This is a genomic window from Arthrobacter sorbitolis, from assembly GCF_054510995.1.
Map to the genome: position 1 here is coordinate 43,705 of NZ_JBTNDM010000006.1, position 21,133 is coordinate 64,837.

Annotated in this window: 18 protein-coding genes; 10 read left to right on the forward strand and 8 right to left on the reverse strand. The window is 71.0% G+C overall.

Annotation, left to right across the window (positions count from 1 at the left end):
* The first annotated feature begins 74 nt into the window (after nt 1-74).
* The 9 genes from ACX80K_RS12160 (at nt 75) to ACX80K_RS12200 (ending at nt 10,830) form a co-directional block, all read left to right on the forward strand.
* Nucleotides 75-725 (forward strand): 50S ribosomal protein L25/general stress protein Ctc, encoded by a 651-nt coding sequence (locus ACX80K_RS12160; RefSeq protein ID WP_459272138.1) that lies wholly within the window; start codon nt 75-77, stop codon nt 723-725.
* An 11-nt stretch (nt 726-736) separates the two neighbouring features.
* Nucleotides 737-1,321: an aminoacyl-tRNA hydrolase gene (gene pth / locus ACX80K_RS12165; RefSeq protein WP_459272139.1), complete on the forward strand. Its 585-nt coding sequence runs from the start codon at nt 737-739 to the stop codon at nt 1,319-1,321.
* A gap of 205 nt (nt 1,322-1,526) precedes the next feature.
* A complete protein-coding gene (locus ACX80K_RS12170) occupies nt 1,527-1,733 on the forward strand; it encodes a hypothetical protein (protein WP_459272140.1) in 207 nt (68 codons plus the stop codon).
* A 317-nt stretch (nt 1,734-2,050) separates the two neighbouring features.
* Complete coding sequence (locus ACX80K_RS12175) at nt 2,051-4,549, forward strand: LuxR C-terminal-related transcriptional regulator (RefSeq protein WP_459272141.1); 2,499 nt, start codon at nt 2,051-2,053, stop codon at nt 4,547-4,549.
* Nucleotides 4,546-7,176 carry a helix-turn-helix transcriptional regulator gene (locus ACX80K_RS12180; RefSeq protein ID WP_459272142.1) on the forward strand — a complete coding sequence of 877 codons (2,631 nt, stop codon included), beginning with the start codon at nt 4,546-4,548 and terminating at the stop codon, nt 7,174-7,176. The genes ACX80K_RS12175 and ACX80K_RS12180 overlap by 4 nt, the downstream gene beginning before the upstream one ends.
* Nucleotides 7,177-7,274: 98 nt before the next feature.
* Nucleotides 7,275-8,591, forward strand: coding sequence for a cysteine desulfurase (locus ACX80K_RS12185; RefSeq protein WP_459272143.1), 1,317 nt, complete (start codon nt 7,275-7,277; stop codon nt 8,589-8,591).
* Nucleotides 8,592-9,044: a Fe-S cluster assembly sulfur transfer protein SufU gene (sufU, locus tag ACX80K_RS12190; RefSeq protein WP_459272144.1), complete on the forward strand. Its 453-nt coding sequence runs from the start codon at nt 8,592-8,594 to the stop codon at nt 9,042-9,044.
* A gap of 91 nt (nt 9,045-9,135) precedes the next feature.
* Nucleotides 9,136-10,389, forward strand: a complete 1,254-nt coding sequence (locus ACX80K_RS12195) for an MFS transporter (RefSeq protein ID WP_459272145.1) — start codon at nt 9,136-9,138, stop codon at nt 10,387-10,389.
* 48 nt (nt 10,390-10,437) lie between these two features.
* Entirely contained in the window at nt 10,438-10,830 is a 393-nt protein-coding gene (locus tag ACX80K_RS12200; protein ID WP_459272231.1) for an ArsR/SmtB family transcription factor, read from the forward strand.
* Nucleotides 10,831-10,875: 45 nt separating this feature from the next.
* Here the strand turns inward: ACX80K_RS12200 and ACX80K_RS12205 are convergent, their stop codons facing one another.
* The 6 genes from ACX80K_RS12205 to ACX80K_RS12230 all read right to left on the reverse strand — a co-directional run bounded on the left by ACX80K_RS12205 (nt 10,876) and on the right by ACX80K_RS12230 (nt 18,812).
* A complete protein-coding gene (locus tag ACX80K_RS12205) occupies nt 10,876-11,706 on the reverse strand; it encodes a F510_1955 family glycosylhydrolase (RefSeq protein WP_459272146.1) in 831 nt (276 codons plus the stop codon).
* A 222-nt stretch (nt 11,707-11,928) separates the two neighbouring features.
* On the reverse strand, nt 11,929-12,645 hold the full coding sequence (locus ACX80K_RS12210; RefSeq protein WP_459272147.1) for a DUF305 domain-containing protein: 717 nt from the start codon (nt 12,643-12,645) through the stop codon (nt 11,929-11,931).
* A gap of 155 nt (nt 12,646-12,800) precedes the next feature.
* Nucleotides 12,801-13,340: a hypothetical protein gene (locus ACX80K_RS12215; protein WP_459272148.1), complete on the reverse strand. Its 540-nt coding sequence runs from the start codon at nt 13,338-13,340 to the stop codon at nt 12,801-12,803.
* A 73-nt stretch (nt 13,341-13,413) separates the two neighbouring features.
* Complete coding sequence (locus ACX80K_RS12220; protein ID WP_459272149.1) at nt 13,414-15,636, reverse strand: copper-translocating P-type ATPase; 2,223 nt, start codon at nt 15,634-15,636, stop codon at nt 13,414-13,416.
* Between the two features lie 349 nt (nt 15,637-15,985).
* Nucleotides 15,986-16,609, reverse strand: a complete 624-nt coding sequence (locus ACX80K_RS12225; protein WP_459272150.1) for a hypothetical protein — start codon at nt 16,607-16,609, stop codon at nt 15,986-15,988.
* Between the two features lie 511 nt (nt 16,610-17,120).
* Complete coding sequence (locus tag ACX80K_RS12230) at nt 17,121-18,812, reverse strand: sensor histidine kinase (RefSeq protein ID WP_459272151.1); 1,692 nt, start codon at nt 18,810-18,812, stop codon at nt 17,121-17,123.
* 91 nt (nt 18,813-18,903) lie between these two features.
* Here ACX80K_RS12230 and nhaA point away from each other — a divergent pair, with 91 nt between their 5' ends.
* Entirely contained in the window at nt 18,904-20,247 is a 1,344-nt protein-coding gene (gene nhaA / locus ACX80K_RS12235) for a Na+/H+ antiporter NhaA (RefSeq protein ID WP_459272152.1), read from the forward strand.
* A gap of 81 nt (nt 20,248-20,328) precedes the next feature.
* Here nhaA and ACX80K_RS12240 read toward each other — a convergent pair whose 3' ends face one another.
* A complete protein-coding gene (locus ACX80K_RS12240; RefSeq protein WP_104180058.1) occupies nt 20,329-20,550 on the reverse strand; it encodes an SCO4848 family membrane protein in 222 nt (73 codons plus the stop codon).
* Nucleotides 20,551-20,598: 48 nt separating this feature from the next.
* Nucleotides 20,599-21,096: a DUF2505 domain-containing protein gene (locus tag ACX80K_RS12245; RefSeq protein WP_459272153.1), complete on the reverse strand. Its 498-nt coding sequence runs from the start codon at nt 21,094-21,096 to the stop codon at nt 20,599-20,601.
* Between the last annotated feature and the right edge of the window lie 37 nt (nt 21,097-21,133).

Sequence of the window (21,133 nt, forward strand, 5' to 3'; positions counted from 1 at the left end):
CGTGTTCCTTCCGCCCCGGTGACGTCCCAGTGCTCCCGCTCACCGCGAGGAGCCGCAACCGTTCAGGAGAAACCATGTCCGAGCAGAAGCTCGCCGCACACGTCCGCACCGAGTTCGGCAAGGGTTCGGCCCGCCAGGCCCGCCGCGCCAACATGATCCCCGCCGTCGTCTACGGCCACGGCGCGGACCCCATCCACATCCTGCTGCCGGCGAAAGCGACCACCCTGGCCGTCCGCACGCCCAACGCCCTGCTGACGCTGGACATCAACGGCGAGGACCACCTGGCCCTCGTCAAGGACATCCAGCGCAACCAGCTCAAGCGCATCGTCGAGCACCTCGACCTGCTGACCGTCCGCCGCGGCGAGAAGGTCCAGGTCGACGTCGCCATCCACGTCGAGGGCGAGCCCGCCGTGGACGTCGCCTTCAACCTCGAGGCCAACACGGTCCTCGTCGAGGCCGAGGCCACCCACCTGCCCGAGACCCTCACGGTCAACATCGAAGGCCGCGAGGTCGGGGAGCACATCCACGCCTCCGACATCGTGCTGCCGCAGGGCGTCACCCTCCTCACCGATGCCGAGACGCTCATCGTGAACCTCATGGCACCGACGGTCCAGGACCTCGGCGAGACCCCCGAGACCGACGCCGGCGTCGAAGGCACCTCCGAAGGCGCGACCGCCGGCGACGCCGACTCCGACGCCGTCGTCACCGACGCCGACGAGAAGTAGGCACGCAACCGGTGTCCACTGACACCTGGCTCGTAGTCGGGCTCGGCAATCCCGGGCCCGGCTACGCCGGCAACCGCCACAACGTCGGCCAGATGGTCCTCGACCTCCTCGCCACGCGGATGAGTGGCCGCTTCACCTCCTCGAAGGCGCAGGCCGTCACGCTCGAGGGACGGATGGGGATCGGCGGTCCGCGCCTGGTCCTGGCGAAGCCGCTCACCTACATGAACATCACCGGCGGGCCGGTCTCTGCGCTTTCCCGCTTCCACGACGTGGCCCCCGATCACGTGATCGCCGTGCACGACGAGATCGACATCCCCTTCAACACCCTCAAGCTCAAGTCCGGCGGGGGAGAGGGCGGACACAACGGCCTGCGTGACATCAGCAAGGCGCTCGGCACCAAGGACTACTACCGCGTGCGCGTCGGCGTCGGACGCCCGCCGGGACGCCAGGACCCCGCGGACTTCGTGCTCAAGGACTTCGGCACCGTGGAGAAGAAGGACCTGCCGTTCCTCCTCGACGACGCCGCAGACGCCGTCGAGATTCTCATCCGCGACGGGCTGACGGCCGCGCAGCAGAAGTTCCACGCCACGGCCTAGACGCTTCGGAGGCGGGAGAACTGCGCATCTCCCGCTTCACCGTCCACGTTGCGGAGCAATGAGGCGGTAGGTCGAACCTATTTCCCCAGTTTGCGCGCGCCGTCACCGTCAATGCGCTGGTTGTCGTGTGTCGTCCACGTATGCTCAGTGCCATTGCTCGGAGGACTCAAGGGGGAGGTTGGCGATCGGAGAGCGCAGACGCGTCATGCAGGACCAGCGCGAGTTTGAACGCGCCAAACCCTTCATGCTGTACGGCGTGGTGTTCTCCTTGCCCGGCGTGTACCGGGCCTGCAGATTCGTCATCGCCGAGCGCCGTGCGCTGCGCCGGACCCGTGATGCCCTACAGATCATCCGCGAGGACACCGCCCGTCGGCTGGCAACGGACAGCAAAGTGGTCACGAATAAGGCGTAGGGCACGCAGAGTCATCACCGGCGCCTTTGCTCATAGGTTGGAGCAGGGCCTATTCGTCAGGGCTCGCGCCCCGCGGGTCCTCGGTTCCGTAAGTGTCATGGTCCGCGTCTCACCGGCCCACCGCGGCTACTCGCTCCACAGAGAGGACTACTCGCATGGTAGGCCGCTTTTACTGCGATTCTGGCTCATTGTCGAGTAGGATTCGGCGAAACGACCTGGTCGACGACGCGATGGTCGGGGCGGACGCCTGATCGGGTCAGGCGGGCTGGAGGGGAACTGGCTATGACTCTGCTGATCCACATGGGGGACCCGGCGTAATGACCGACGACTACACGGGTGCCTGGCCCTTGCTCGAACGCTCCGACGAGGTCGCTGCGATCCTGGCGGGCCTCGCCGCGCCAGGCTCTGCCGGCGTACTGATGGTAGGCGCCGCCGGCGTCGGGAAGACGGCGCTCGCCCGCGCCGCCGCTGCACAGCTGGAGAGCACCGCGCAGGTCGTCCTCATCCGCGGCTCCGCCGCCATGACATCCACCCCCTACGGTGCGCTCAGTGTGCTGCTGATGGACGTGGACCCCACCGGGAGCGTCGAATCGCTCCCCATGCTGCAGTCCCTCCAGGCAGCGCTGCGCATCCGCGCGCGCAACCGCCCGGCGGTCCTGGTCGTGGACAACGTGCAGCACCTCGACGATCCCTCGATCCGCGTGCTCTCCTACCTCGCGGAGGTCGGCGCCGCCCGCCTCGTCGTGGCCTGCGACGGACCCGGCACCCCCGCCGCACGCTTCTACCACCTCTGGCGTACGGGCAGGCTCCTCCGCGTGGACGTGGCACCCCTGACCTTCGAGGGGACGCGCAACCTCCTCGAGCAGCTGCTCGAGGGTCCCCTCACCAGCACGGCCGCCGTCGAACTGTGGCGGGCATCGCGCGGCAACCTCCGCTCCCTCCAGGCAGCCCTGCGCGGCAGCACCGCCGCGGGCACGCTCACCCGCGCCGCCGAGGCATGGGTCTGGCACGATCCCGGGGAGAGCATCCCCGTGCAGGGGAACGACGGCGGCGCGGCCGCGCTCACCGCGCTGACCGCCGACGCCGGGAACGCGCTGGACGTCGTCGCCGTCGCCGGTCCGGTGCCCCTCGACGCGCTGCTGCCGCTGTGCGGAGCCGACGTGGTGGACGAGCTCGAGCAGGCTGGGGTGTGCGTCGTCGACCCCGAGCCACCGCACGCGGTCGCCGTGGTGAACGGGGTCATCGGCGACCGCGTCCGCAGCGCGCTCGCCGCCAACCCGTTCCCCGCGTTCCTCGAGCGGCTCGAGACCCTCGACGCCGGCGGCCACCTCCCGGTCCCGGCCCGCCTCAACCTGCTGCGCTGGTTCCTCGAGGCGGGGACCCCGCTGCAGGACACCTACCTCCGGAGCGTGGCGCAGGCCGCCGACGATGCCGGCGAACCCCACCTGGCACTGCTGGCGGTGGAACACCTCACGGAGGTCGACGCCGGCGCCCTCGCGCGGGTGCATGCCTGCCTGGACGGTCTCCGCTTCAGCGAGGCGGCCGCCGTCCTCGAGCAGCTCCTGGCAGGCGACGCGCCGTCGGACCCGGACCGGGCCGCGGAGCGTACCCTCACGGTCGCCGTCGAGGCGGCCGCGCACGAGGGGCGATTCTCCGACGTCCTCGACCTCACCGCAGCCCAGGACGGCCCGGACCGCACGGGTCCGCTCGCTGCCGAACGCGCCGCGCGGGTCGTGCTGGCCCGCAGCCTCACGGGTGCCGGCCCGGGAGCGAGGAGGTCCCTCGCCCGGCTCGGCGGGCCCGGCCTGCCGACGCCCACGGGTACCGCGGCGCGCCTGCTGCAGGAGTACGGCTTCGCGGCTCTGGTCCACGAGGGACACCTCGACGACGCCCTGCTCCTCACGGGCAGTTCCGCCCTCGCCGCCGGACAGTGGGAGGACGCCTCCGTCGCGGACACCCTCAGCGGGGTCGCGCTCGCGACGATGGGCCACGGGGAGGCCGCGCTCTCGGTGATTCTCCCCGCCGTCGAGCAGTTGCGCGTGGACGACCGGAGCGGCCTGCTGCCCCTCGCCGAAGCCGCGGCGGCCTACGCCACCGCCCTGCTGGACCGGCACGACGGCGTCCACCCCGATGGGGCCCACCGGGACGGCCGGAACGGCGCGGACCACCACGCCACCGAGCATCTTCCCTGGGTCCACCGGTCCACGATCGGCATGCTCCGGACCCTCGCCGACGCCCTCGTCTCGGACAGCGACGCGGCCGCCCGCCGGTTCGTCGTCCTGGCCGGCGAACAGCAGGAAGCCGGCAACTCCGGCGCGGAACTGATGCTGCGGATGCACGCCGTCCGGCTCGGCCAGCAGTCCCAGGCCCCGCTGCTGCTGGACCTCGCCCGGAGGATGGACACGCCCCTCGCCGGGGCGGGTGAGCTGTTGGCCCGCGGCGTCGCGGCGCGCGATCCCTTCATCCTGCTGCAGGCAGCGGAGGCGGCGTTCGCCTTCGGGCACCGGGACCTCGCCGGGTCCGCGGCCCTCATCTCCATGCGCCTCCACGACGCCGAGGACGAGCCGCTGCACTTCATCCGGGCCGAGCAGATCTTCCGCCGCACGCACGTGCCCCGGAGGAACACGAGCGCGCGCCGCATCCTCACCGACCGGGAGCGCGCGTTCGCCCGCATGGCCGCCCGGGGGGCGACGAACAAGGAAGTCGCCGCCACCCACCATCTCTCCGTCCGCACCGTGGAAGGGCACATCCTGAAAGCCATGGCCAAGCTCGGCGTCTCCAGCCGCAAACAGCTCTCCACGGTGTTCACGCAGTGAGCGGGCATCGGGACGCCCACCTCATCGGGCGCGAGGACCAGCAGGCCCGCCTGATCGGGGAACTCGGCGACTCCTCGACGTCCGGCATCCTCCTGCTCGGCGAGCCCGGGATCGGCAAGACGGCCCTCGCCGCCGCCGTCGTCGCGCATCTGGCCGAGAGCACCCGCGTCCTCCGCGTCCGCGGCAGCGCCGTGCTCGGGACCGTGCCCTACGGTGTCTTCTCCGCGTGGCTCGCCGGACTGCCGGCCGAGGAGATGGCGCAGCCCGTCGCCGTCCTGCGGCGCGTGGTCCAGGCCCTCGGCGCCGTCTCCCCGGGCGGCGACCTGCCGCTCCTCGTGGTCGACGACGCCCACGACCTGGACGCGGGGTCCATGACCCTGATCGCGCAGCTCATGGGCATGCGCACAGCCCGCGCGCTGTTCCTCGCCCGCCCGGCACCCGGGCTGCCGCAGGGCCTCGACGAACTCGTGGCGGACGGCATCGTGCTGAGCATCCCCGTCGAGCCGCTGACGCTCGCCGACGTCGAGGCGATGTGCGCCTCGCTCCTCGAAGGGCCGGTGACCGCCGGGCTCGTCCACACCGTCGAGTACGTGACGCGCGGCAACCCGCTGCTCGTCCGCCTCTTCGTGCACGACGGCGCCGCGCGCCGGTCCATCACCGAGACCGGCGGCGTCTGGCAGCTGTCCCGCGAGCTGCCGCCCCTCGGCGCGCACCTCGTGGACTTCGCGCTCGCCGCCCTCGGCCCGCTCGACGCCGCCCAGCGGGACGCGATGGAACTCCTCGCGGTGGGCGGTCCCCTCCCGGGCGACGTCGCCCGGCAACTCCTCGGCCAGCGGGTGCTGCAGCGCCTGCTCGGCGGATCCTGGATCAGGACGCGGGAGGACGGCGCGCTGGTCGTCGAGCACCCCCTGCACGACGAGGCGCTTCGCTCCGCGGTCCCCACGGCACGGCGCGTCCTGCTGCAGCGGCGGGTCCTCGCTGCCCTCACCGACGCGCCGCGCGACGCCGAACAGCTCCACCAGCGTGCGGCCCTGGCCCTCGAATCCGGGACCGCGCTCGACGACGGCATCCTCCTCGCCGCCGCGACCAGCGCCAACCGCTCCGCGGAGACCGGCTTCGCCCTGCGGGCGCTCGAGGCCATCCGGTCGCCGGACCTCCAGCGCCGCCGTCTCGTGGAACTGGCCTGGGCACGCGCCAACGGTGGCCTGCTCGAGGAGGCGCTCGACCTCGTCGGGGACGCCCTCGACGCCCCCGCCCCGGCCGACGTCCTGCGCGGGGGCACCCTGCTCGAGCTCGAGGTGAGGCTGCGCAGTGCGGAGCCCGCCGACGGCCTGCTGGACGACATCGACCGCTGGGAGCAGTCCCTCACCCACGCCGGGCCGACGTCGTCGGACCTCCAGGCGCTGGCGGTAGGGCGCAGCATCACCGCGCTCGCCACCGACGACGCCCCTGTCGACGCGGACGCACTCCGGGCGGTGGCCGACGGCGACGCCCCGCCGGCGGTCCGCATGGCAGCCCTGCTCACGCTCTCGCTCGACTCGATCGGCCTCGGCCGGCCCGCCGAGGCCACCCGCCTCGCCCGGCGGGCGCTGGACCTCGTCGGGACGGACGCGGACACCCTGGCCTTCTCCAGCCACGCGGTGTGCCTGGAACTCCTGGCCCTCGCCGCGGCGGGGGAGTGGGACCAGGCGCAGTCCACCGCCGTCGCCCGGCACCGGCTCGACGCCCGCCGCACGCACTTCGTGGCCGGGTGGCTCGACCTGCTCGACGGCGTCCGCGCCCTGCGGGAGGGCCGCTTCCCCACCGCGCAGTCCCGCCTGCACCTCGCGGTGGAGGCGCTGCGCACGGCGGACCACCTGCACGTCCTCCCGTGGATCTCCGGGCTGGCCGCGTACGCCGCGCTCCTCGCCGGCGACAAGCGGCAGGCGGCCGTCCTGGTCGAACAGGCGACCGCGGAGGCACCGGGCGGCACCAGCCTGACGCGCATGCTGGGCCGGGTCTACACGGTGGCCGTGACGGCGGTCCTAGAGACCGACGCCGAGGGCATCCCCGCGCTCGTGAGGCTCGCCGACGAGGCCGAGTCCGCCGGGCTGCCGCTCGTCACGGCGACGGCACTGGACCAGGCGATCCTCCTCGGCGACCGGACGGGCTTCGGGCGCCTCGCCGCGCTCACCGCGTCCTTCGACGGCAGGGAACAGGCGCTCCTGCACGCGTATGCCGGAGCGGGCGCGGCGTCCGACACCGACCGGCTGCTCGAGGCCGGGGAGACCGCGCTCGCCGCCCACTACCGGCCGCTGGCCGCCGGGTGCTTCGAGCGGGCGCGCGAGGTGTTCGAGAAGCGGCGCGATCCCGCCGCCGCGCGCCGCGCCCAGAAGAAGCTGTCCGCCGCGACTGCGGCCTTCGAGGGACCGGCCACCACCGAGACCATCCGCCTTCCCGCGGCCGTGCGGCTGACGCCGCGGGAGGTCGCCGTCGTGACCCTCGTGCTGCAGGGACTGACCAATAAGGACATCGCCGACCGCCACGGGACGTCCATCCGCACCGTGGAAGGGCATCTGTACCGCATCTTCATGAAGTTCGGCATCAGCCGGCGCGAGGACCTCCACCTGTTCGCGGAGGGAACTTAGGTCCCACTGGGATGCCGGAAAGCGGATCCAGTGGCACGATTAGGGCAGAGAATCCTTGCGTAATTGCTGCGAGGAGTCCTGATCCTGAGGAGTCCGAAGTGCCCGTGGTTGAAACGCCCGTCACGCTCACGCCGTCCGACGCCGTGCTGACCGACGCCGAGGTGCACCGCATCCGCAACGACTTCCCGATCCTCGGCACCGAGGTCAACGGCAAGCCGCTCGTCTACCTCGATTCCGGGGCCACCTCGCAAAACCCGGTGAGCGTGATGGAGGCGGAGCAGGAGTTCTACGAGCAGCGCAACGCCGCAGTGCACCGCGGCGCGCACACGCTAGCCGTCGAGGCCACCGACGCCTACGAGGACGCCCGCACCGCCGTCGCCCGCTTCATCGGTGCCCGCACGAACGAGCTCGTCTGGACCTCCAACGCCACCGAGGGCATCAACCTCGTGGCCTACGCGATGTCCAACGCTGCCGCCGGCCGCGGGGGAGACGCGGCACGCCGGTTCGCCGTCGGGCCGGGCGACACCCTCGTCGTCACCGAGATGGAACACCACGCCAACCTCATCCCCTGGCAGGAGCTCGCCGCCCGGACGGGCGCGGAGCTGCGCTTCCTCCCGGTGGACGACGACGGCGCCCTGCGGCTCGAGGAAGCGGCCGCCGTCATCACGCCCGCCACGAAGCTCGTGGCGTTCTCGCATGCCTCGAACGTGCTCGGCACCATCAACCAGGTGGCCGAGATCGTGCGGCTCGCGCAGTCCGTCGGCGCCCTCACGCTGCTCGACGCCTGCCAGTCCGTGCCGCACCTCCCCGTGGACGTGAAGGAGCTCGACGTCGACTTCCTCGTGTTCTCCGGCCACAAGATGCTCGGCCCCACGGGCATCGGGGCGCTGTACGGGAGGGCGGAGCTGCTGAACGCCATGCCGCCGTTCCTCACGGGCGGGTCCATGATCACCACGGTGACCATGGAACGGGCGGAGTACCTGCCGTCGCCGAACCGCTTCGAGGCCGGGACGCAGCGGATCTCGCAGGCGGTGGCCCTCGGCGCCGCCGCCAACTACCTCGCCGAGACCGGGATGTCCCGCGTCGAGGCCTGGGAGTCCGCCCTCGGTGCGCGGCTCGTGGAGGGCCTCGGCGCGATCCCGGGCATCCGTGTCCTCGGCCCCCGGGCAGGCGTGCCGCGCATCGGGCTCGCGGCGTTCGACGTCGACGGCGTGCACGCCCACGACGTCGGGCAGTTCCTCGACGACCGCGGCATCGCGGCACGGGTGGGCCACCACTGCGCCCAGCCGCTCCACCGGCGCTTCGGCCTCACCGCCACCACGCGCGCCAGCACCTACCTGTACACCACCACGGACGAGGTGGACGCCTTCCTCGAAGCCGTCGCTCACGTCCGTCCGTTCTTCGGAGCCAACTAGATGAGCACGGGCCTCGAGCAGCTCTACCAGCAGATCATCCTCGACCACGCGAAGGCGCGGCACGGTTCCCCGTTGCGGGAGTACGACGGCGCGGGCCGGTCGGGCGATTCCCACCAGCTGAACCCGGTGTGCGGCGACGAGATCACCCTCCGCGCCGGGGTCGCCGACGGCACGCTCACCTCGGTGACGTGGGACGGCGCGGGGTGCGCCATCTCCATGGCCTCCGCCTCCGTGCTCACCGACCTGGTACAGGGACTGCCGCGCGACGAGGTCATCGCCCTCGTGGACGCGTTCCGCGAGGTGCTCCGGTCCCGCGGCAGGATCGAGGCGGACGAGGAGGTCCTCGGCGACGCCGCCGCGTTCTCCGGCGTCTCGCGGTTCCCGGCGAGGGTCAAGTGCGCCATGCTGGCGTGGGTCGCCCTCGAGGAGTCGCTGCTCGCCGCGAACGCCTGACACGCTTCGACTCATCGCCGTAGCAAGTTCATAGGTGCACACTCGTGCACCTATGATGGGGGAACTCATCCCTGCACGAGACGGGCTCCCCATGCTCTCTGTCCTCCGGCGGTCCGCGTACCGCAACCTGTTCACCGCCCAGGTCGTGGCGCTGCTCGGGACCGGCCTGCTCACCGTCGCCCTCGGCCTCCTGGCGTTCGAGCTCGCCGGCGGCCGGGCGGGCGCCGTGCTCGGGACCGCCCTGACGATCAAGATGGTCGCCTACGTCTTCGTCGCACCCGTCATGGCGGCACTGGTCGAACGCCTGCCGCGCAAGGGCGTCCTCGTGGGCGCGGACCTCGTGCGGGCCGCGATCGCGCTGAGCCTGCCCTTCGTGGACCAGGTCTGGCAGATCTACGTGCTGGTCTTTATCCTGCAGTCGGCGTCGGCGACCTTCACGCCCGCGTTCCAGTCCCTTCTCCCCGTGGTCCTGCCCGAGGAGAAGGACTACACGAAGGCGCTGTCGCTCTCCCGGCTCGCCTACGATCTGGAGTCGCTCGTCAGCCCGCTGCTGGCCGCCGCGCTGCTGGCGGTGGTGTCCTACTCCGACCTGTTCATCGGCACGACGGCGGGATTCCTCGTGTCCGCGGCGATGGTCCTCGCGACGAGACTCCCGGTGATCCCGCCCTCGCAGCACCAGGGCTCGCTCCTGCACCGCACCACGCTCGGCACCCGGATCTTCCTGCGCGAGCCGACCCTGCGGGGCCTGATGGCCCTGAACCTCGTCGTCGCCACCGCCACCGCGCTCGTCCTGGTCAACACCGTCGTCTACGCCCGGGACCTCTTCGGCGGATCGAACACCGACGTCGCGATCGCCCTGGCCGCCTTCGGTGCCGGGTCGATGCTCGTCGCCTTCGTCGCGCCCGCACTTCTCGAGCGCGTCGCGGACCGGACGTTCATGCTCGTCGGCGGGACCATACTGCCCCTGGGCCTGCTCGGCGCGGCCCTCATCGCGGGGACCGGCGGATCATGGGCGCTGTTCCTCTGCCTCTGGGTGGTCCTCGGCATCGGGACCTCGATGATCAGCACCCCGTCCTCGCGCCTCCTCCGCCGTACGGCGACCGACAACACCCGGAGCTACCTCTTCACGGCCCAGTTCTCGCTGTCCCACGCGTGCTTCATGCTCACCTATCCGATCGCGGGGTGGGTCGGCGCCGCCGCGGGCCAGCCGGCGGCGGCCCTCGTCCTGGGAGTCCTGGCCCTGGCCGGCACGGTCACGACGCTCGCCGTGTGGCGCCCGGCGCGGGACGGCACCGGATCGTCCGAGGCCAGGTCGGGCGCCGTCCCGGGCGGTGGCGGGCGGTAGCGTAGGAGCGGCACGGCACACGACGCCGGGACGAGGAGAGTGGTCGAGATCAGCACCCCCAGCGCCTCGGGCGGAGTACCCGGCACGGCCGGCGGAGCACCCGGCGGGCCGAGCCTGGTGCATCCTGTCGCCCCCGACGCGGCGCGGCTTGACGCGGGCGCGGCGACCTTCCGGATGCTCGCGGACCCGACCCGCCTGCACCTCCTGTGGCTCCTCACGCAGGGGGAGGCCGACGTCGGGACCCTGGTTGCTGCGACGGGCGCCAACCGGACCGCGGTGAGCCAGCACCTCGCCAAACTCCGCCTGTCCGGCCTGGTGTCCACGCGCAGGGAGGCCCGCAACGTCGTGTACAGCATCATCGACGGGCACCTCGCCCGGCTCATCCTCGAGGGTGTGAACCATGCCGATCACCGCGTCACGGGAGAGCCCGTCCACGAGTAGGTGCTTCCGCCGGCGAGGCGGCTTCCACCCGATGGTGCCGTGCGATCACGGAGCCACGAGGGGCTGGAAGGTTGCGCCGTCGTCGGAGGAGACCTGGATCCCGGTGGCCGTGGCGACCCAGATGCGGTGCGTGCCGTCGTTGGTGTGTGCGGCCGCGATCGCTGCCGGTTCCGCGACGATGCTGCCTCGCTGCTCCCAGGTGATGCCCGCGTCGCCGCTGACGTGGATGGCGCCGTCCGGGGTGACGCCGACCGCCGTCTCACCGGCGAAGGTGGTGAACACCAGCAGGGGCGCTCCGGGTTCCACGTCCCAGGTGGCGCCGTTGTCCCCGGACCGGTACAGGCCTTCCTCCGTGGTGGCCAGCACTGTCCCTCCGGCGGCGCCGGCGAGGTTGTAGGCGGGCACGTCGTCCGCGGTAACCGTCCAGTGATGCCCGTCGGCGCTGGTGACGATCCGCCCCTCATGACCGATCAGCCCGGTACCGGTCGCGGCGAGGGCGTGGAAGTCCGTCTCGCCCTGGTGGGAGACCGGTTCCCAGGTGCGGCCGTCGTCGGTGCTGGTGATCAGCCCGACCGGGTCGGGCAGGTCGGTGCCGGGTCCGGGGTGCCCGGACGCGTAGAGCGTCCCGTCGCTGGTGCTGGTGAATCCCATGAGGTCGATTGTCGGACCGATCTGCTGTGCGGGGGACCGGGTGACATCGAACAGGCCGTCGTGGGTGGCGAGCAGGATGCGGTTGGTGGCCGGGTCCACGCTCATCCCGTGGATGTGCGCCGACGGGTACCCCGCTGAAGCTGCCGTTTCCGTCGGTGCGTTCTGGATCGTCGGGGTCGGGGTGGTGGTGCAGGCGCTGAGCAGCACGGCGAGGGCCGCAGTCATGCTCAGGCATGCGGTGCGGGGAAGGGGCGAAGGCAAAGGGCGTCCTCACGGAGTCGGGAGTCGGGAGTCGGGTGGTGCCGATGTGGATGGGACGGGGCACCCACATCGGCACCTGTCGTCGGGCAAGTCCGCCCCCTGCGTGGCGTCGGTTCGCGTCGGACCGCAGTGGATCAGGCGCGCGACGGCCGGTGCCGGGACGGATTGCCGGGGTGCTCGCGCGGGTCAGAGGCCGGCGAGGAGCTCTTTCATCTCGGCGATCTCGGCGTTCTGGGTCTCGACGATCGTCCCGGCCAGATCGATCGCCTCCGGGTTCTGGCCGTCGTCGATCTCGTCCTGTGCCATGCCGACCGCGCCCTCGTGGTGGGCGATCATCGACTCCAGGAAGAGGCGGGACGCCTCGGTGCCCTCGGCGGTGTCGAGCTCGGACAGCTGGTCCTCGTTCATCATGCCGTCCATGGACGCGGAGCCGCCCATGTCGGATTCCATCGAGTCGGATCCCGTCGATTCCATGGAGTGGCTCTCCATGCCGCCCTCGGGCTCCATGGGCTCACCCCAGGCCTCCAGCCAGCCGGTCATGGTCTGGATCTCGGGGCCTTGGGCGTCCTTGATCCTCGTCGCGAGGTCCGTGATCTCCGGGCTGATGCCGTCTTTGGCGAGCATCATGTCGCTCATCTCCACGGCCTGCTGGTGGTGGGGGATCATCATCTGCGCGAACATCACGTCCGCGTCGTTGTGCTCCGTCATGGCGTCACTGGACGCGTCCGACGTCGCCTCGGTGGTACCCGTGGTGGTGTCGGCCGTGGCGCTGGGGGCCGCCGCTGCGGAGCTTTCGCCCATGCCGTCCATCCCCTCCATGTCCTCGCCGGAGGACGAGCCGCAGGCGGACAGGGTGAGAAGGGCTGCGAGGGACAGGGACGCAAGGGACAGGGAACGCTTCATCGTGGTCAGATCCTTCAATACTCAGAGGGGGGGTAGGTCAGTCGGCCGTAGCGCGCACAGAACAGCGGGTACGGCAGGAACCGGGGGTCCGCTGACGAGCGCGGTCCCGGCAGGAGGGCGGCCCTGCTGCCCCGGCGAAGGGCGGGCCGCGGATCCTAGGTCCGGCTGATGCAGAGCTGAGTCAGTGAAGGAGCAGGCGCGGGCCGCGAAACACAGGACAGTGCAGGGGGACCCCGCCGGACCAGGGTCGACAGCAGGGCGCGACCGGCAGGGGTCAGCAGGCCGGCGATGCCGGCGACGATCATCGCCAGCACGCACATGCCCAGCATCATCTCGTCGGCGCAGTCCCCGCCGCACCCGACCAGCCCGCCATCCGCGGCAGGACTCGACGCGGCATCCATGGCCATCGGTCCGACTGCTGCTCCGACGGCAACCACCGCTGGCGTGGGGTGGTCGTGGGCGTGACCCGGTCCGCCGGTGGTGTGGGCTTCGGTGTCCGCGTGGGCGCTGATGGTCGTGCCCATGGTCGTGTTCGCGGGGACGGCGATGTGGTGGGAGGACCCATGGCCGCCCATCCAGACGTGCATCGCGAGTATCCCGACGATGACGGCCGTCAGACCGACGAAGGCGAGAACCGACGGCAGGGCGGCGCGCAGGAGGGAGAGGACGGCATGTGATGCCCGGTTCCTGGTCACCGTGTCCGTCCTCTCCCTGCCCGTGCTTCCGCTGACGCTCGTGCGCAGCGGTCGTCCTTCTCGTCCTACCAGCCTAACCAGCCACCGGCGTGGTCCTGTCCACGACCTCCGTGCTGATGCGCTCAGGGGCGAGGTCGATCCGCCGCAACAGTTGCGCATTGAGGGCCACCACGATCGTGGACACACTCATCAGGACCGCGCCGGCTGCGGGGGAGAGCAGGATCCCGGCGAACGCCAGCACGCCTGCGGCCAGGGGGACGGCCAGCACGTTGTATCCGGTGGCCCAGATCAGGTTCTGGATCATCTTCCGGTAGCTGGCCCTGGACAGGTCGATCATCGCCAGCACCGATCGCGGGTCGTTCCCGGCGAGGACGACGCCGGCGGATTCCATGGCCACGTCCGTTCCGGCGCCGATGGCGATGCCCACCTCGGCGCGGGCCAGGGCCGGGGCGTCGTTCACGCCGTCGCCGACCATCGCGACCCTCAGGCCCCGGGCCTGCAGCTCGGTGACCTTCGAGTCCTTGTCCTGCGGGAGGACGTCCGCGAACACCTCGTCGATGCCCAGTTCCGCGCCGACGACGTCGGCGACCTGCCGTGCGTCACCGGTGATCATCGCGACCTTCACCCCGCGGGCCTGGAGGGCCTTCACAGCGGCCCGGGATTCCTCGCGGACCCTGTCCTCGAGGCGAACCGCGCCGATCACCTCGCCGTCGCGGAGAACGTGCAGGACCGACGCGCCGCGGCCCACCCACTCCTGGACGGTGCCCGCGATGTCGGAAGGGGAGCCGAGTCCGAGTTCCTTCAGCATGGTCGGCCCGCCGACCGCCACGTCATGACCGCTGACGGTGGCCCGGACACCGCGGCCGGTCATCGACCTGAAGGCGGTGCCGGGAGAGGCGAGGTCCGCCGCGGCGGGGTCGGCCTGGGCCGCGGCGACGATGGCCCGGGCGACGGGGTGCTCGCTGTCGGCCTCCGCGGCCCCGGCCAGTGCCAGCAGTTCGGCCTCGGTCACGCCGGCGGTGGTGGTGATCGCGGTGACGGCGTGCCTGCCCTCGGTGAGGGTGCCGGTCTTGTCGAACAGGACGACGTCGATGGTCCGCATGCGTTCCAGGGCGATGCGGTTCTTGATCAGCACCCCGGCCTTCGCGGCGCGCTCGGTGGAGATCGCGATGACCAGCGGGATCGCCAGTCCCAGCGCGTGGGGGCAGGCGATCACGAGGACCGTGACGGTGCGGATCACCGCGTCGTCCGGGCTGCCCAGGAGCATCCAGGCGAGAAAGGTCAGGATGCCGGCGCCGAGCGCGAAGTAGAACAGCAGGGCTGCGGCCCTGTCGGCGAGGGCCTGCGCCCGCGAGGAGGAGGCCTGCGCCTCGGCGACCAGACGCTGGATCCCGGCGAGGGTCGTCTCGGATCCGACGGCGGTCACCGCCAGGCGGACGGCGTTGTCGGTCGCGACGGTACCGGCGACGACGGCGTCCCCGACAGTCCGCGGCACGGTGCGGGACTCGCCGGTGATCATGGATTCGTCGAACTCGGCCGTCCCGTCGATGATCCGCCCGTCGGCGGGCACCCGGGCGCCGGAGCGTACGAGGACGACATCCCCGGTCACCAGCGAGCTCACGGGCACGGTTTCGACGCCGTCGGCCGTGACCCTGTCGGCCTCGTCGGGCAGGAGCGCCGCGAGGGCATCGAGGGCCCCCGCCGCGGAGCCCAGGGCCCGCATCTCCATCCAGTGGCCCAGTAGCATGATGACGATCAGCAGGGCGAGCTCCCACCAGAAGTCCAGGTCGAACCCGCCGATGCGCAACGTGGTGACCCAGGAGGCGATGAACGCGACGCTGATGGCCATCGCGATCAGCAGCATCATGCCCGGCTGCCGGGATTTCAGCTCCGAGACACCGCCCTTCAGGAAGGGCGTGCCGCCGTAGACGAAGATGACGGTGCCGAGGATCGGGGCGATCAGTGTGGAGCCCGGGAACTCCGGTGGCATGTACCCGAGGAGCATGGTGAACATCGGGCTGAAGGCGACGACGGGGACGGTCAGGGCCAGACTGATCCAGAACCGGTTCTTGAACATCGCCGTCGAATGGCCTGCGTGCTCCCCGTGGGAGTGCACCTGATCGTCGTGACCGGTATGCCCCGCATGGTTCGCATGCTGGCCATCGGCCGGACCGGTGTGAGGCTGCTCCTTGGTGGACAACGCCGAGTGGGGGTGATCGTCGGGCATGGCCTGACCGTGCGTCGGTTCAGGGCCGGATCCGTGATCCACGTGGTGGCGGTGCTGGTTCGTGCTCATGATGACTTCCTTTTCGGCACCCGGACGGGTGCCCGTGCCCAGGTGTTCTCCTGAGGCGTTCGGATCGGTCGGAATGAGAGCGGTCTCGAAGACCTCTTTCACGGGGTTGCGCGCGACGTTCGTAGGCTCGGCGCTCGCGGCTTCCCGGGACACGGGCGTTACAGGGCGGCGGTGCCGGACCCTCAGGGTCCGCAGCGCGCTCGCCTGCAACGGTCGTGCGACTGGACCATCACTGTGTGTGTCCCCGATGGGGAGACAGTCTTTTCAGGTACCGACGAATTTATACCCCTAGGGGGTATACGTCAAGGGGGCGAATGTCGCTCGTTGCCTGCTCCGGTAAGGGACGCCTTCAGCGCACCTGGCTGGTGGTGACGATGGACTTCCAGGGCCCTGCCGGGACGTCCCTGTCATCCACGAACTGCCAGTTGACCCGGTCGTCCTGGCCGTTGACCTGCCGGAAGCCGAGGCAGCCGTTGAGGGCCGGCGAGACGTCCATGCCGGCTCCGTTGAAGTTCGTGTTCGCCGGCCGTGCGTCATTGGCGCCGAAGACGTAGGCCTTGTCCTGGTACTGGCCGGGTCCGGCGTCCTGGATCTGCCCGTAGCATTCACGGTCGCCGCTGCGGATCCGGACCCAGCGGTTCTTCATGTAGCTGAAGGATCGGTCCGTGCCCCGGCCGGCGTAGGCCGGCTCGTTGGCCCAGGGGATGACGCTCGCCCGCTCCTGGAAGGCCGCGGCATTGTTGAGGTCGTCGTAGGGCAGGTCGAGGTAGAACGGGTTCTCCCGTGGCGTCATGCGGGTCGGGGCGAAGCCGTTGGCGGCCCCGCGGGGTTCGGTCTGGCAGGCTCCATCGACGAGCACGCCGTCGCACCCGCCGTAGCTCTGCATCCACGCGGAGTCGTAGGTCGAGAACGCCTGGCTGCCGTCCGACGCCTGTGGGTTGAAGATCTCGCCGACCCAGAAGGTCGTGGCCACGATGTTCGTGTGCCAGGGATACTTCCCGTTGTTGACCAGCGCGGCCGCCGGGGAGGGCTGAGGGACAGGTGGCTGCGCAGCGGCCGCGGAGGGCTGAGGGTCGGCGGACTGCTCAGCCCGTGGAGACGGTTGAGGGGCGGAGGGCGCAGCTGCCGGGGACGGCTGGGAATCCGCCGGCGAACACGCGGCGGTTCCCAGCGCCAGGATCACCAGGAGCGTGCATCCCACCACCGGACGCCTGATGCCGTTGCCGTGGCGGGTGTTCTTTCTGGCGGACGAGGTATTCATGACGTCTGGCTCATCTCCGACCTGGTTTTTCCGGACGTGCCCTGAGAGAAGCGTTCCGGAACCGCGCGCAACTCCACACCCATTGCGCCGGCTCGGGGGCTGGCCTTCTCGCTCGTCGTCGGCCCAGCACGACGCCGTGCAGCCCATGGTGGACCAATCTACGGTTCTTTTCCTGGGTCCGGAACGGTTGAGGGATACCCGAATCTTCACCGCCGGCACTCGTTCAGGGCAGGACGCCGTCCATCGCAGGCTGCGGGATGAGGATCGTGAAGCAGGTGCCCTTGCCGCGCTCGCTCGTCACGGTGATGGACCCGCGGTGCTCGCTCACGATCGTCTTGGTGATCAGCAGCCCCAGCCCCACGCCCGGCACCGTCGACGTGCGGACGGACGGCGAGCGGAAGAAGCGGTCGAAGATCTGGTGGAGGTCGTCCTCCTCGATGCCGATCCCGGTGTCCTCGACCTCGACGATCAGGCCGTCGTCGCTCCGGCAGGCGTTCAGCGTGATGCTCCCGCCCTTCCGGTTGTACTTGACGGCGTTGGTGAGCAGGTTGTCGACAGCCTGCGCGAGGCGTGTGGGGTCCACGACGGCGGGGAGGGTCGACGGAGCACGGTTCACGAGGCGCAGCCCCGCGCGCGTGGCGCGGACCTGGCCCGACGACGCCGCCTCCGCGAGGACCCTGCCCACGTCCGTGGGCACCGGGTCGACGCGGAAGGAGCCGGCGTTGATGGCGAGCAGGTCCTCGACCAGCCGCTCGAGCCGCACCGCGTTGCGCCGCGCGACCTCGAGGTGGCCGGCGACGCCGTCGGGCAGGGTCCCGGCGCGTTCGAGCGTCAGCTCGAGGTACCCGAGGATCGACGTGAGCGGCGTGCGGAACTCGTGCGAGACGTTCGAGAGGAAGTCGTCCTTGGCCTGCAGCGCGAGGACCAGTTCGGTCACGTCGTGGAAGGAGACGACCGTCCCCGCGAAGGCGCCGTCGTCGTCGTGCATGGCGTGCGAGAAGATGTTGAGCGCGCGCTGCGAGCGCCCCGTACCCACCCACACCTGCTCGGCGTCGAGGTCCTCACCGCGGATCGCGCGCCGGACCGGCCGCGCCTCCGGCGGGAGGGGCGTGACCCTGTCCGGGCCGAAGAGCAGCAGCTCGGACTCGTTCGGATCGGCGTTGCCGGGAGGCGCCGCGGCGGAGTGGACCGCCCGCTGCCTGGCGTTCATGAGGACGTCGTGGCCCTCGGCGTCGACCGCCAGGAGACCCACGCTGACGGTGTCGAGGACGGTGTTGAGCAGGCGCTCGCGGGTGCGGCCCGCTTCCACGCTCTCGCGCAGCGCCGCCTGGGACGCCCTCAGCGCTTCCTGCCGCTGTCGGTTGTCCTTCGTGATCGAACTGACGAACCACGCGAGCCCGCAGAGCATCACGGGCAGCAGGATCGGATCGAACAGCGCGTCGAACGTGGGCGACCGCCCGCCGAGCAGCAGCGGGGACCAGACCATCGTCAGGGATGCGACGGCGGCGACGGCGACGGCCGTGCCCGTGCGGACCCGGGAAGCCGCGATCCAGACCACGGGGAACGCGGCCAGCAGGCCGATGCCGGGCATGCTCTCGCCTGCTGCTGCGCGCGACAGGCCGATCGCGACGAAGTCCACCAGGGGGACGATGATCACCCAGCGGCCCGGGATGCGCGACCACGGCAGCGTGCAGCACAGCACCAGGACGAGGAGGTTCAGCACCCAGGCGGCCAGGAAGACGGGGGGCGAGGTGAGTTCCTCGCGCTCGGCGATCCCGTGCAGCGTGGAGAGGGTGAAGGTGACGCTGAGGGCGAGTTCGCTGAGGATGATGCGGCGCCGCTGACGGGAGCGCCGCGCACCACGGCTCGTCTCTGCAAGGCTTCCCTCGATCGGTGTGCGTCCGGGTTCGCCCATGGGCCGATCCTAGTGGGGTCTGTAGAGTGACCGGAGGTGAGCCGGGAAGTCTGGTCGGCAGTTTCTTCGTCGACCCGCAAAGGACACCTCCATGACCAGCACTCCTCCACCCCGTCCGCGCTCGTCCGTCCTCGGCCGGGGGAGCTACGGCGAGGCGCTGCGGATCGGCGAGATCCTGCGGAAGGAGACCGTCGGCGGCATCCTGCTGGTCGCCGCGGCGGTCGTCGCGCTGATCTGGGCGAACTCCCCGGCCTCGGAGAGCTATTTCGCGCTGCGGGACCTGCCCGTCGGGTACGAGCCCTGGCATCTCGAACTGACCCTGGGGGCCTGGGCCGCCGACGGACTGCTCGCCATCTTCTTCTTCCTCGTGGGCCTGGAACTCAAGCGAGAGTTCGTGGCCGGCGATCTCCGGCAGTTCAGCCGGTCGGTGGTGCCCATCGCTGCCGCCGTCGGGGGCGTGGCGGTCCCCGCGGTCATCTACGCCCTGGTGAACCTCGGCAGCCCGGACACCCTGCGCGGGTGGGCGATCCCGACGGCGACCGACATCGCGTTCGCCGTGGCCGTCCTCGCGATCATCGGCTCGCACCTCCCCAGCGCGCTGAGGATTTTCCTGCTGACACTGGCCGTGGTCGACGACCTCCTGGCCATCACGATCATCGCGGTGTTCTACTCCTCGGACCTGCAGGTCGGGCCCCTGCTGCTGGCCCTCCTCCCGCTGGCCGCCTACACGGTCCTGGCGCAGCGGCACCGCCGGTTCTTCGGCTCCACGCCCGCCGCCGCGTGGGTGATCCTGCTGCCCCTGGGCATGGCCACCTGGGCGCTCGTCCACGCCTCGGGCATTCACGCCACCGTGGCCGGCGTGCTGCTGGGTTTTGCGATCCCCGTGATCCGGTCGCAGGCCAGCGGCGGCCCTGCAGCGGGCCCCGGCCTCTCCGAGATCTTCGAACACAGGTTCCGCCCGATCTCGGCCGGTATCGCGGTGCCGGTCTTCGCCTTCTTCTCCGCGGGCGTCGCGGTCGGAGGCTGGGACGGTCTGCTCTCGGCGGTCACCGACCCCGTAGCGATCGGCATCATCGTGGCGCTGGTGCTGGGCAAGCCGATCGGGATCCTGGGGACCACGTACCTCGTCACGAAGCTCACGCGGGCCTCGCTGGACCGGTCCCTGAAGTGGATCGACGTGTTCGGGGTGTCGCTCCTGGCCGGGATCGGCTTCACGGTCTCGCTCCTCGTGGCGGAGCTGAGCTTCGGCCAGGGCAGCATCCACGACGATCACGCGAAGGTGGGCATCCTCGCGGCATCGCTGCTGGCAGCACTCCTGGCGTCGTCGGTGCTGGTCCTCCGGAACCGCAGGTACCGGGCGGCGGAGGCCGAGGAGTCCGTCGACGCCGACCGGGACGGCGTCCCCGACGTGTACGAGGAGGACGGCCGCCCCTGAGCCGGTGGCCTGACGCGGCCGGGCTTCACGCGGGCCGCTCGGCCCGCCTCAAGCGGTTGGTTCTCCTCGCCTCTGCTCGCCTCAGGCGAGGAGGGCGCGTACGCCGATGACGGCGGTCGCCGCGCCGAGGATCATCGACGTGGAGATCAGCATGAGGTGCACCGTGAGGAAGCGGGTGGCCGCGCCCTTCTCGTCGCGTGCCCGCGGGTCCTTCATGATGCGGCGCAGGAAGGGCGGCCAGACGATCAGCGTCCAGACGCCGGCGAGGATCAGGATGAGGGCGAGCGGTGTGGGGAGTTCCATGGCGTGCGCAGGTCTTTCGGTCGGAGCGGAGGGAGCGGGGCGGCGCCGTCAGCGGCTTTCGAGCCACTTCCGGGCCTCGACGGCCTGCACGTTGAGCGCCTTGCCGATCATCGGCTCCGCGGCACCGGCGATCTTGCTGCCGAGGAACGGGATGGAGGACGTGACGGTGCCCTGGAGGTCGACCACGGTGTCGGTGCCCTGGGCGACCAGCCGCTGGACGGCGTTCACGTTCAGGGGGACGCCGGCGACGGTCATTTCGAGGGTCGCCGCACGGGAGCCGTCCGCGGTGGGGGCTTCCCAGTGCTCGGTCTGCGTGACCGAGAGGGTCTCGCCGACGAACTTGCGGGCCATGTCCGGGAGGCGGTTCGTCGGCATGGTGCGGACGGCGGTGAGCGTGAACGCTCCGGCGGTGTCGCCGTCGACCGTGAGCGACTCCAGGGTGCCGCCGACGTACTCGCTCATGTGGCGGACGAACGCCTCGTCGGTGAAGATCCCGAGCACCGTCGAGGTGTCGTAGGGGAGCGTGGTGGAAGCGTTCAGGGCCATGGTTCCTCCGGGGTTTTCGGCGCGCAGACCGCAGGGA